This is a genomic window from Pseudomonas sp. ADAK2 TE3594, from assembly GCF_053628675.1.
The window spans coordinates 3,372,039-3,386,060 of record NZ_JBRJGV010000001.1 but is presented as its reverse complement, the minus strand read 5'-3'; the positions used below and the strand labels follow the sequence as shown (position 1 = coordinate 3,386,060).

General features: G+C 63.8%; 1 protein-coding gene. It reads right to left on the bottom strand.

What is annotated here, in order from left to right; all coding sequences use genetic code 11:
• Positions 1-59: 59 nt before the first annotated feature.
• Positions 60-13,994, bottom strand: a complete 13,935-nt coding sequence (locus AB7M22_RS14880) for a non-ribosomal peptide synthase/polyketide synthase (protein ID WP_454186880.1) — start codon at positions 13,992-13,994, stop codon at positions 60-62.
• Positions 13,995-14,022: the final 28 nt, after the last annotated feature.

Below are 14,022 nucleotides of genomic sequence, written 5' to 3'. Positions count from 1 at the left end.
AGAGGCACGTGCGCCGCGAGCGGCGCACTCCGAAGTCAAATTCAGGTCGAGGCCGGGGCTCACTTCTTCGGCCCCAGGCGTTTGAGCAGGGTGTCGAGGGTCGCCTGGTTCATGCCTTTGGCCAGCGGGAAGTCCGACGGCATCAGCGTCCCGGCCTGCGGGTCGAGGCAATGCCCGACCAGTGCTTGCAGGTGTTCCAGCAGGCGAGCGGGCAAGCGGCTGTCGGCGGCCGGGGTGACGCTGTGCCATTCGACACGCAGCACACCGTCTTCCAGCCAGGCCACCACTTCACGGCCGTGGGTCACCCGGTTGGCCAACGCCACTTCCGGCGGTGGGGTCAAGGTGCTGGCGCGCAACCAGCCCTGTGGCGTTTGCTCATGCCCCAGGTAGTTGAACAACACATCGCCACGGCCCGACGGCAACTCGCCGCGCTGACGCAGCAACCCGTGGCCGAGGCCCTGACCCGGCACGGCGCGCAAGGCTTCCTTGGCGTTGCGCACTCGATCGCCGGGTGGCCCGCTTGCGTTCACTCGCAACGGGAACAGGGTGGTGAACCAACCGACGGTGCGGCTGACATCCAGGCCTTCGAATGGCGCATCACGACCATGACGCTCCAGATCGACCACGATGTCGACGCGGCTTTCGGCTTCCGCCAGGGTGGCGGCGAGGGCAGCGATCAGCAGTTCTTCCGGTTGCGTACGGTAAGCGGCGTGGGACTCGGTCAGCCATTGATGAGTGCGTGCGGTGTCCCAACGGGCGGACAGCGTCTGCCGCTCGGCAACCGTGGCCACCGGTGCCCTGTTCGCAGTGGTCTGGGCGTTCCAGTAGCGCTGTTCGGCGCTGACCGTAGCGGCATGGGCGTGCAGGTGCTCGGCCCATTGCCGGTAGGAGGTGGTTTTTGCCGGCAGACGCGGATTCTCGCCACGCTCCAGCCCTTGATACAGCTGCTGGAAATCTTCCAGCAGCGGCGTCCATGACACCGCGTCGACGACCAGGTGATGCGCGACCAGATACAAACGTTGCGGCTCGCCTTCGAGCAACGCCGCGGCGAACAGCGGGCCGCGTTGCAGGTCCAGGCTTTGCGCGACCTGTTGCAGTTGCTCCAGGTGTTCGCAGCACGTCAATGGTGCCGGCTCAACCGGCGCGATCTGCGCCTGCCATTGCCCGTCAACCTCAGTGAAACGCAAGCGCAATGCATCGTGGTGGGCGACCAGACGGTCAAGGGTCGCCTGCACGAGGTCTGGCTGTAGACGCCGGTCGCTGTCGGCCAGCACCGATTGGTTCCAGTGCGCGGCCTGCGGCTGTTGTTGGTCGAAGAACCACTGATGCAACGGCATCAGCGGCATCGCACCGGTCACATCGCCTTGTTCGGCCAGGGTCAGCAACGGACTGGCCACTTGAGCCAATGCCGCCGGGGTCGGCGAACGGAACAGGTCTTTAGGCGTGAGCGAATAACCCTGTTCACGCAGTCGCGAGATCAGTTTCAGACCGAGAATCGAGTCACCGCCCAAGGCGAAGAAGCTGTCCGAAGTCCCGACTTCACGGCCACCGGTCAAGGCTTCGCCAAGCAGTTCACCGAACAACTGGCAGAGCAGGTCTTCCAGTTCGTTGCGCGGTGCGACGTGGTCTTCCTGAGTCTGCGGCAGTGGCCGGTTGGCCAGGGCCTTGCGGTCGATCTTGCCGTTGGTGGTCAGGGGCAGGGCCGGCACTTGAACCCACACCGCCGGCACCATGTACGCCGGCAACTCGGCGCTGAGCAGCGCGCCCAGCTCCGATTGCGCGGCGCTGCTGCTGTAGAACGCCACCAAGCGGTTGTCGATCACCAGGGTGCAGGCACCGGTAATACCAGGCTGGTTCAACAGCGCCGCATCGATTTCCCCCAGTTCGATCCGCTGACCGCGCAGCTTCACCTGATGGTCGAGACGGCCGAGGTATTCGATGTTGCCATCGGCGAGGAAGCGGCAGCGGTCGCCGGTGCGGTACAGGCGATCGCCATCAATGAACGGGCTGGCGAGGAAACGTTCCTCGGTCAGGTCCGCACGTTTCAGGTAACCGCGCGCCACACCGACCCCGCCGATGTACAACTCGCCGATGCTGCCGATCGGCAGTGGCTGCATGGCTTCGTCGAGAATGTACAGGCGCAGGTTGGCGATCGGTTTACCGATCGGCACGATCAGATCGTCCACCGAGCAACGCCATACCGAGACGTCAATCGCCGCTTCGGTCGGGCCGTAGAGGTTGACCAGTGCCGCCGGGTGTTGGCTCATGAAACGCCGCACCAGATCCACCGGCAGCGCTTCGCCGCTGGCAAACACCTGACGCAGGCTGCGGCAGTCGACCAGACTCGGCTCTTCGACAAAGGCGCGCAGCATCGACGGTACGAAGTGCAGGGTGGTGACCTGCTCTTGCTGGATCAATTGGCTGAGGTACGCCGGGTCACGATGGCCGTCCGGACGGGCGACCACCAGGGTGGCGCCGGTGATCAGCGGCCAGAAGAATTCCCACACCGACACGTCGAAGCTGTATGGGGTTTTCTGCAACACGCGGTCGTTCGGGCCAATCGGGAAAGCGTCCTGCATCCAGTGCAGGCGGTTCATCAAGGCGCCGTGTTCGTTCATCACGCCTTTCGGTTGACCGGTGGAACCGGAGGTGTAGAGCACGTAGGCCAGGTCGCTTGGGCTGACGCTGATCGGTTCACCGCTTTCCGCTTTTGGCAACGCATCCAGCGTCCAGGCGTTGTGCCCGGTCGGCAGACGCGCCAGCCACTGCGCTTGAGTCAGGGTGACCTGGGCGTCGGCATCTGCAATCAGAAACGCCAAACGCGCCGCCGGCAGTTCCGGATCCAGCGGCAACCACGCCGCGCCGGCATGCACGATGCCGAGCAAGGCCACGACCATTTCCACGGAGCGCTCCATGCACACCGGGACGATGGCGCCGCTGCCAATACCGGCAGCGCGCAAGGCTTTGGCGACGGTTTGCGCGCGTTGATCGAGCTCGGCATAACTCAGGCGCTGGCCTTCGAACACCAGCGCCGGGGCGTTGGGGCTCAGGGCCGCTTGCTGGGTCAGGGCCGTGTGCAGATTGGTCGGGCCGCTGTAATGACGTTCGGTCGCGTTCCAGCGATCCAGTTGCTGCTGATCCTGTTGTTGTGGGAACAACTCGACCAGCATCCGTGTCGGTGTTGCCACCAATGCGTCCAGCAGGGCACACCATTGCGCGCTCCAGCGCTGCATCGTCAATGGGTCAAACAGCGCCGCTTGGTATTCCAGCGCGAGGATCATGTCGCTGCCATCGTCCTGGACTTCCCAGCTCTGTTCGAACTTGGCGTCGATCACCGGCAGTGTCTGCTCTTCGATGTTCAGGCCCGGCCATTGGCTGCTGTCCATGCGGCCGTGGTTGAGGGAGAACATCACCTGGAACAGCGGCGTGCGGTTCAGGTCGCGACGCTGGGCCACGGCGCCGACCAATGTGGCGAACGGCAGGTCGGCATGGGCCTGGGCGGCGCGCAAGTCGGCTTCAAGGCTGGCCAGCAACTGCTCGGCCGGGGCCTGTTGATCGACTTCGCTGCGGATCACCAACGTATTCACCAGACACGCCAGCAGTGCCTGTGTTTGCGGCTGATCGCGCTGATCGGCCGGGGTGCCGAGGCGAATATCACGCTGACCGCTGTAGCGCGCAAGCAAGGCACTCAAGGCTGTGGCCAGTACCACATAGGTGGTGCTGCCGCGTTGACGGGCGAACTGACGGATTGCTTCAGCCCGCTGGGCGCCGAGGCTGACCGTCAGCAGTTGGGCGCGACGATCCGCTTCGGCACCGCGTGGATGGTCCAGGGGTAGGTCGAGTTGGTAGTCGTCCTGGCCGAGGTGATTTTTCCAGTAATTGAGGCTGTCATTGCGTCGAGACTGAGTGTCCGGATGCTGCTGCCACAGGGCGAAGTCGACATAGTCGACGTCCAGGGCGGTCCAGGCCGGCGACTGTTCGTTCAGGCCGGCGCTGTAGGCCTGGGCCAATTCGTCGATCAGCAACTGCATCGCCCAACCGTCGGTGGCGCTGTGATGCAGGCACACCAGCAACAGGCTTTCGTCGCTGCCTTGACGTTGCAACAGCTGCGCACGCCAGGGTGCGGCAGCGGCGAGGTTGAACGGTGCCATCAGCTCGTTCTGAGCATCGGCGCACGCCGCCGCCCAGTTTTGTGTGGTGACCGAAGTGACCGCGAGCGCCGGGCCCTGATTGTCGATCAGCAACTGCGGCTCGCCTTCAACTTCGACGATGCGGCTGCGCAATACCAGATGGCGCTCGCTGACTTGCTCGAACGCCTCGCGCAAGGCCTGCACCTGAAGCTCGCCACGCAAGGTCAGGGCGAACGGCATGTGGTATTCACGCGAATCCGGCACCAGACGGCTGAGCATCCAGAACCGTTGCTGCGCCAGGCCCAGCGGCAACTGTGCCGGACGCGGCTGCGCGGTGATCAGTTCACCCGGCATCGCTGCGCGCAGATGACCGGCCAATGCCGCCACCGTCGGCTGGGCGAACACCAGCGCCAGCGGCAGGCTGGCGCCGAGGCGTTCACGGACCCGGGCGACCAGTCGCGTGGCCAGCAAGGAATGGCCGCCGAGGTGGAAGAAATGATCGTCGATCCCCACCAACGGGCATTCCAGTACTTCGCTGAACAACTCGCACAGCACGGTTTCAGTGGTGTTGCGCGGCGCTCTGCGTGGCTGGTCGCTTTTGGTTTCCGGCAATGGCAGGGCGGCCAGCGCCTTGCGATCGAGTTTGCCGTTGCTGTTGAGCGGCAAGCTGTCGAGTTGCACCCACAGGCTTGGCAGCATGTGCGACGGCAAGTTGTCGCTCAATGCCGCACGCAGCGAGGCTTCTTCGGCGTCACCGCACCAGAAGCTCACCAGACGCTGATCAAGCAGCAACGTGGCCGCGTCGCGAACGCCGGCCTGCGCCAGCAGTTCAGCGTCGATCTCCCCCAGTTCGATCCGTTGGCCACGTAGTTTCACCTGATGGTCGAGACGGCCGAGGTATTCGATGTTGCCATCGGCAAGGAAGCGGCAACGGTCGCCGGTGCGGTACAGGCGATCACCGTCGATGAACGGGCTGGCGAGGAAACGTTCCTCGGTCAGGTCCGCACGTTTCAGGTAACCGCGCGCTACGCCGACACCGCCGATGTACAACTCGCCGATGCTGCCGATCGGCAGTGGCTGCATGGCCTCGTCGAGGATGTACAGGCGCAGGTTGGCGATCGGTTTACCGATCGGCACGATCAGATCATCCACCGAGCAACGCCATACCGAGACGTCAATCGCCGCTTCGGTCGGGCCATAGAGGTTGACCAGCGCCGCCGGGTGTTGGCTCATGAAACGCCGCACCAGATCCACCGGCAGGGCTTCACCGCTGGCAAACACCTGGCGCAGGCTGCGGCAGTTGACCAGGCTTGGTTCTTCGACAAACGCACGCAGCATCGACGGTACGAAGTGCAGGGTGGTGACCTGCTCTTGCTGGATCAATTGGCTGAGGTACGCCGGGTCACGATGGCCGTCCGGACGGGCGACCACCAGGGTGGCGCCGGTGATCAGCGGCCAGAAGAATTCCCACACCGACACGTCGAAGCTGTATGGGGTTTTCTGCAACACGCGGTCGTTCGGGCCAATCGGGAAAGCGTCCTGCATCCAGTGCAGACGGTTCATCAAGGCGCCGTGTTCGTTCATCACGCCTTTCGGTTGGCCGGTGGAACCGGAGGTGTAGAGCACGTAGGCCAGGTCGCTCGGGCTGACGCTGATCGGTTCAGCGCTTTCTGCTTTTGGCAACGCATCCAGGGTCCAGGCGTTGTGCCCGGCCGGCAAACGCGCCAGCCACTGCGCTTGAGTCAGGGTGACCTGGGCGTCGGCATCTTCAATCAGATACGCCAAACGCGCCGCCGGCAATTCCGGATCCAGCGGCAACCACGCCGCGCCGGCATGCACGATGCCGAGCAAGGCCACGACCATTTCCACGGAGCGCTCCATGCACACCGGAACGATGGCGCCGCTGCCAATACCGGCCGCGCGCAAGGCTTTGGCGACGGTTTGCGCACGCTGATCGAGTTCGGCATAACTCAGGCGCTGGCCTTCGAACACCAGCGCCGGGGCGTTGGGGCTGAGGGTCGCTTGCTGGGTCAGGGCCGTGTGCAGATTGGTCGGGCCGCTGTAAGGACGTTCGGTCGCGTTCCACTCGACCAATTGGCGTTGACGCTCCGGCACTGTCAACGGTGACCAGTCGCCAAGGCGGGCCTGGGGAGCATCGAGCATGGTTTCGAGCAATTGTTGCCATTGCGCCAACCAACGGCGGGCCGTGGTTTCGCTGAACAGCGCGCTACGGTATTCGAGCAACACCGACAGCACCTCGCCGTCATGCACTTCCCAGTTCAGATCGAACTTGGTCGCCTGAGCGGTTACCGCTCGTTCGCGGACCTGCAATTGTGGCCAGTGACTGGCCGAAGTGTCGGCGTTCTGCATCACGAACAGCACCTGGAACAACGGTGTCTGAACGAGGCTGCGTTCTGGCGCCAGGTGTTCGACGACCTGATCGAACGGCACGTCCTGATGCTGCTGCGCGTCCAGCACGTTATTACGCACCTGGCTCAACAACCCTTCGAAATCCAGCGCGGGATCGAGATCGGCGCGCATCACCAGGGTGTTAACGAAGCAACCGATCAGCGGCTGCAGTTCGGCCAGCGGACGCTGGGCGACCGGGCTGCCGAATCGCACGTCGCGCTGGTTGGCATAACGCCCCAACAACAGCTGCGCCGCACTGAGCATCAGCATGTACAGGGTGGCGCCGCGTTGCTGGGCGAACTGCCGCAAGCGTCCCACCAGTTCTGGCGGCAACTGCAGTTGTACCGCGCCGGCAACGGGATCGAGCTGGTTAGGCCGTCCCTGTTCGGTGGGCAGGTCCAACAGGTAATTGCCGTCTTCCAGTTGCGAGAGCCAGTACTCGAGTTGACTGTGGAACAGCGCCTGTTGCCCTGATTCACGCTGCCACAGCGCGTAATCCGGGTATTGCAACGCCAGGTTCGGCAGTGTGGCGACGGTGCCTTGGCATTGCGCGGTATAGAACTGCGCCAGCTCATCCAGCAAGTTCTGGCTGGAGGCATCGTCGGTGGCGCAGTGATGCACGGTCAGTAACAGCAACGCCTGGGCGCGGCCGCTGCGTTGAATCAGCGTGGCGCGGATCGGCACTTGGGTGGCAAGGTCGAAACGCTGCCCGGTTTCGGCGTGGATCGCTTCGTCGGTCAACTGTTGCCAGCTGTCGTCGGTGGCCGCGTCCAGTGCCGTCACGCGCAAGGTGAGGTTGACCTGCGGTTCGATGATCAGCGCCAACTCGCCAGTGGTCTCACGCACAATACGGCTGCGCAGGATTTCGTGGCGTTGAACCACGCTGTTCAAGGCGGATTGCAAGGCTTGGGTGTTCAGCTCGCCGTCGAACTGCACGGCGCTGACCACGTTGTATTCGCCACCGCCAGCACTCAATTGTTCGAGGAACCACAAGCGTTGCTGTTCGAACGACAACGGCAAACGGGCCGGACGTGCCACCGGGACGAAGGTCGCCTCGGGGGCTTGCAGCGGTTCACCCAACAGGGCCGCCAGCGCGTCGAGCGTCGAGTGTTCGAACACTGCACGCAGCGGTGGAACAGTGGCGAACTGTTGACGCAATCGGGCAAACAGCACCGCAGCCAGCAGCGAATGACCGCCGAGGTAGAAGAAGTGACTGTCACGACCGATCTGGGTCAGCGGCACGTTCAGCAGCTCGGACCACAGGGCGGCGAGTTGCTGTTCGGCGAGGGTGCGCGGCGGGTCCTGGGCATCGGGTTCAGCCTGGATATCCGGGGCAGGCAGGGCCTTGCGGTTGAGTTTGCCGTTGTCGGTCAGCGGCAATTCATCGAGCAGCACAAACGCTGACGGCACCATGTAGTCGGGCAGGGCGGCGCCGATGGTTTTGCGCCAGGCGTTGATGTCGGCCTGCTGGTCGCAGGTGACGTAAGCCACCAGACGCTTGTCGCCGGGCACGTCTTCACGGGCCAGCACTACCGCCTGACGCACACCCGGTTGGGCGCCGATCAGGGCTTCGATTTCACCCAGCTCGACGCGGAAACCACGGATTTTCACCTGATGGTCCATGCGCCCCAGGTATTCGAGTTGGCCGTCAGGCAGCCAGCGCACCAGGTCGCCGGATTTGTACATCCGTGCACCTGCCAGCGGCGAGAACGGGTCTTCGATGAACACCTTCGCGGTCTGTTCGGCTCGGTTGAGGTAGCCCAGGGTCACGCCGGCACCGCCGATGTGCAGTTCCCCCGGCACGCCGACCGGCATCGGGTTGAGGAAGGCATCGAGTACGTACGTGCGCACGTTGGCGATTGGCCGCCCGATGATCGGGCGTTGCGGGAAATCGTCGACGGCGCAACCGGTCGCATCCACCGTGCATTCGGTCGGGCCGTACGTGTTGAAGAAGCGGCTGCCGGCAATCGACGGCAGGCGCTGCCAAAGCTGCGCATCCACCGCATCGCCACCAAACAGCACGAAGCGCGGCAAATACACTTCGCCGCGGCGCACGCCGTCACTTTCGAGCAGGGCCTTGAGCTGCGCCGGGGTGCACTCGAAAGCATCCAGGCGGGTTTCACGGAAAAACTGCGCCAGGGCCTCGGGGTCGTAGCGCACGTCTTCCGGCGTCAGGTACAGGCTATGGCCGTCGAGCAGCAAGATGAGCTCGGCCACCGAACTGTCGAAGGCAAACGAGTAGTTGAAACTGGTGCGCATCGGCTGATCGGTATAGCGGCGATACAAGCCATGGATGCGCGCCCACGCCAGGTTGACCACCGAGCCGTTGGTCACCAGCGTGCCCTTGGGCTTACCGGTCGAGCCGGAGGTGTACATGATGTAGGCCAGGTCATCGGGACCGGCCAGTGGCGTGAGGTTGCTGTCCGGCTGATCGGCGAACAGAGCCGCGTCACTGTCCAGCCGCAGACGCGGCAGTTCGGCGCCCAACTGTTCCAGCAAGCCCTGCTGGCCGAGGAACAACGCCGGTTGCGCGTCTTCGAGCATGTACGCCAGACGATCCACCGGGTAGGTCGGGTCCAGCGGCACGTAGGCGCCGCCCGATTTGAGAATGCCCAGCAAACCGATCAACAGCTCCAGCGAACGCTCGACACACAGCGCCACCGGACGATTGGCGACCACGCCACGACCGCGCAGGTAATGCGCCACCTGGTTGGCCCGGCGGTTCAGTTCGGCGTAGCTCAGGCTGCGACCTTCGAAATACAGCGCGTCACGCTCCGGTGTGCGTTCGGCTTGCTGTTCAAACAGCTGGGCAAAGGTCAGGTGCTGTGGCACCTCCATCTCGGTGCGGTTCCACTCGACCACGGTGCGCTGCCATTCCGCCGCCATCAGCAGCGGCAGGGCGGCCACCGGGCGTTGCGGCTCGGCGAGCATTTGTTCGAGCAAGTGCTCCAGGCGAGCGAGGGTCTGGCGGGCGCTGTCGGCGGCGAACAGGTCCAGGGCGAACATCAACTCCAGTTGAATCGGCGCATTGGCCGGGCACAGCACGTGCAAATCCAGATCGCATTCGGAATGCTTGAGCGGTGTGTCGAGGGCTTCGAATTCCAGCCCCGGGAAGCGCAAGCGCGATTCCATGGCCAATTGTTGCGCGACCATCACTTGATACAGCGGCGCATGACTGAGGCTGCGGGGCAGTTGCAGGCTGTCGACCAATTGCTCGAATGGCAGGTCTTGATGCTGCAAACCTTCGCGCAAACGCTTGGCCACCTGCCCCACCAGCGCGGTGAAATCCGCTTGCGGTTCAAAGTCGGCACGGATCGCCAGGTTGTTCAGCAAAATGCCGAGCAGGCCTTCGGTGCCCGGTTGTTCGCGGTGCGTGACCGGGGTGCCGATCAGCACCGTGGCATCGCCACTCAAACGGTGCATCAGCACCGCGAAGCCGGCGAACAACACGGTGAACGGCGTGGTGCCCAGGCGACTGGCGAAGGCTTGCACCCGGCCACTGAGGTCGGCACTGAGTTCACGCTGTACGATCCCGGCACGGTAAGTTTGCATCGACGGCCGTGGATGGTCGGTCGGCAGTGCCAGCAGCGGACTGCCTTCGCTGTTGCGACGATCCAGCGTGGTGGTCCAGTAATCGAGCTGGCGCTTGAGCTCGGCACCTTGCAGGTGTTCGCGCTGCCACAGGGCAAAGTCGGCGTACTGCACCGGCAAGGCCGGGAGTTGGGCGGGGGCGCCGTTGCAACGGGCTTCGTAACCCAGGGCCAGCTCGCGCAGGGCGATAGTGGCCGACCATGCGTCAGAGACCAGGTGATGCAGGGCGATACCCAGCACGTGTTCACCCGGCGCCACACGTAGCAGACGCGCCCGCAGCAGCGGCGGTGAAGTCAGGTCGAACGGTTGCTCAAAGGTTTCTTGCAGGGCATTGAACTGCGCACCTTCACGAGCAGTGGCGCCCAGGCCCGACAAATCATCGAACGGCAATGCAATGTTCAGCGATTCGCTGATGTGCTGGCTGGGCACGCCATCCGTACTGCGGATGCCGGTACGCAGGATTTCATGACGCACCAGCAAGTCATTCAAGCTCGCATGCAGCGCTGCGACGTTGAGTTCACCTTTGAGGTGCAGGGCGAAGGGGATGTTGAACAGCGTCGTGCCCGGCGTCAGTTGCTCGATGAACCACAGGCGCTGTTGCGAGAACGACAACGGTAGCAGCGCTGGACGGACCAGGGCCTTTGGCACGCTGATTGCGACGGCTTGTGGTGCGGCGGCGTCAGCCTGGCGCGCGGCGATGGCGACGGCCAGCAGTGCCACCGTCGGTTGTTCGAACAGCACCCGCAACGGCAGGTCGAGTTTGAAATGGCCGCGCAGGCGCGCAACGATTTGGGTGGCCAGCAGTGAGTGACCGCCAAGGGTGAAAAAGTTGTCTTCCACGCCAACGGTGTCGCGACCCAGAACCTCAGCCCAGATTTTCGCCACGGCGGCTTCCAGCTCATTTCGCGGTGCGATGCTTTCCTGAGTGTCGGCCTGCCAGCTCAATTCCTGGGCGGCCAGGGCCTTGCGATCGACCTTGCCGTTGTTGTTCAGCGGCAAGCGCTCCAGGCACACGAACGCGGCCGGCACCATGTACGGCGGTAGTTGTGCGCGCAGGTGTTCGGTTAGCCCGTCGTTGCCCAACGTCTCGTCATGGGCCGACCAGTAGGCCACCAGCCAGGCTTCGCCCACGTTGTTTTCGCGCAGCAGCACGGCGGCTTCGCGCACGTTCGGGTGTTGCGCCAGGCGGTGTTCGATTTCCGTCAGTTCGATCCGGTGGCCACGCAATTTCACCTGCTGGTCGCGGCGGCCGAGGTATTCGATCACGCCATCGGCACGCCAGCGCCCGAGGTCGCCGGTGCGGTACAGGCGACCTTCCAGCTGCGGATGGTCGATGAACGCATCAGCGGTGCGCTGCGGATCGTGCAGGTAGCCGCGGCCGACACCGACGCCACCGACACAGATTTCCCCCGCCACGCCAATCGGCACCGGCCGCAGGGCTTCATCCAGCACGTACAAGCGGTTGTTGGCGGTCGGCTGACCGATGGGCATATGGCTGACGTTAGCGTCCGGCGCTTCGAAGATCGGCTGGAAGGCCACGTCGTCGGCGCATTCGGCCGGGCCGTAGGCGTTCATCAGTGCGATGTCGGGGAAACGCGCAAACCAGTCCCGGGCCACGGTCGGCGGCAAGGCTTCGCCGGTGGGCAGCACCCAGCGCAGGTCGGGCAGTTGCAGATCGCACGGGCACAGCGCAAGCAGTGTGCGCATCAGGCTCGGGACGATTTCCAGCACACTGAGGCGTTCGCTGGCGATCACTTGCAGCAGGCGTTGTGGGTCATGCGCCACGTCGTCCGGCAGGATATGCACCGTGGCGCCCAGTACGGGCGCGGCAAGGAATTGCCAGACGGAAATATCGAACGCCACCGAAGCGGTTTGTGGAATCCGGTCTTCGGCGCTCAACCCCAGCGCCGGCACTTTGCCGAAGATGTTATTGAGCATGCCCCGCTGTTCGATCATCACGCCTTTGGGCGTACCGGTCGAACCCGAGGTGAACAGCACATAGGCCAGGCTGTCCGGGCCGCCCGCCAACGGCAGCGGCGCATCGTTGCCACCGGTCCAGCAGGCTTCGGCGAACAAGGCCTTCGGCGCCTGATCGAGGCCGCTGAGCAACTGATCGAGCAGCGCGCTGCACCCTTCACTGGCCACCAGCAAGGGGGCGCGGGACAGACTGAGGATTTCCCGCAGGCGTTCCGGCGGATGATTGACTTCAAGCGGCAGCATCGCGGCGCCGGCCTTGAACACGGCAATCATCATGGTCAACAGCGCCAGACCACGCGGGGCCACCAGCGCAACCAGTTGATCTTCACCGGCACCGGCTTCGCGCAAGGCGTGGGCCAGGCGAGTGGACCGCTGATCCAGTTCAGCATAGGTCAGGGACTCACCGTCGCAGATCGCGGCAATCTGCCCGCCGCGTTGGGCGACCTGGGCGGCAAACAGTTCGGCGTAGCTGTGATCCAGTGGGAAGTCGTGGGGATTGACCGCCCACTCACCCAGCAGTTGCTGACGCTCATCGGCAGCCAGCAGTTCGAAACTGCCCAGCAACGCCTCCGGTGCGGCAAGCATGCTGCGCACCAGGCTGGCGATATGGCCGAGCAAGCGCTGCACGGTCGGCGCCTCGAAACGCTCGCGGTCGTAGGACACGCGAATGCCCAACTGCTCGCCGGGCAGGATCACCACGGTCAAGCCGTAGTGGGTGTGCACGCTGTGGTCCATGCCTTCGAGGCTGAACTGGAAACCGCCTTCCAGAATCTGCTCGTCGATCGGGGCGTTTTCGAACACCAGAATGCTGTCGAACAGGGTTTCGCCTCGGGGGAAATCGCTCCAGCCCTGAATGTCGGTCAGGGGCGTGTGCTCGAAGTCGCGCATGTCGACGTTCAGCCCTTGCAGCGCACTCAGCCACTGGTCAAGCGATGCTTCGGGATCCACCGACACCCGTAGCGGCAAGGTGTTAATGAACAAGCCGATCATCTCCGCCACCCCGGTCAGCTCTGCCGGGCGACCGGCGACGGTGACGCCGAACAGCACGTCCCGTTGACCGCTGTAACGTGACAACAACAGTGACCAGACACCCTGGAAGAAGGTGTTCGGCGTGATCCGGCGGCTACGGCAGAATGCCGCCAGAGCCTGGGTTTCTGGTTCGGTCAGCTGAATCAGTTGATCGTCCACCAACACCGCGTCGGTGTAGCGGTCGCGGGCCACGCCGTTGTCCACGGTCAGTGGCGTCGGTGCATTCAGCCCTTGCAGCTGACCGCGCCAGAACTGCTCGGCCTTGCCGGCGTCCTGGCGTTGCAGCCACTGGATATAATCGCGGAACGGGCGCGGGCTCTTGAGCGCAGGCGTGCGGTCGTTGCACAGCGCCTCGTAGACTTTGAGGAAGTCCACGGTCACCAGGGAAATGCACCAGGCGTCCATCAGGATGTGGTGGAAACTGCGAATGAATTCGTAGGACTCATCGGCCAATCGCACCAGGCGAAAGCGAATCAGTGGTGGCTTCGACAGATTGAAACCGACTTTCTGCTCGTCTTCCAGCAATGTGCGGATCCGCGCTTCCTGTTCGTGTGGGGCGAGCCCGCGCAGGTCAAGGGTGTCCAGCGGCACCTTGACCTCGCGATGGATCACTTGCACCGGTTGCTTCTGGGTTTTCCACTGGAAACTGGCGCGCAGGGAAGGGTGCAGCGCCACCACCTGGCGCCAGGATTCAAGGAACGCCACTTCATCAATGGCACCGCCGATGCGGTAGCGATCCTGCATCAGGTACACGCCGGAATCTTCGTGCAGCAGGGAGTGGAACAGCATCCCTTGCTGCAACGGCGACAGCGGGTAGATATCTTCAATCGGATTGGCGGTGGTTTTTTCGGTGGTCATTGAAAGCGTCCTGCAAAAAAAGGGGCAA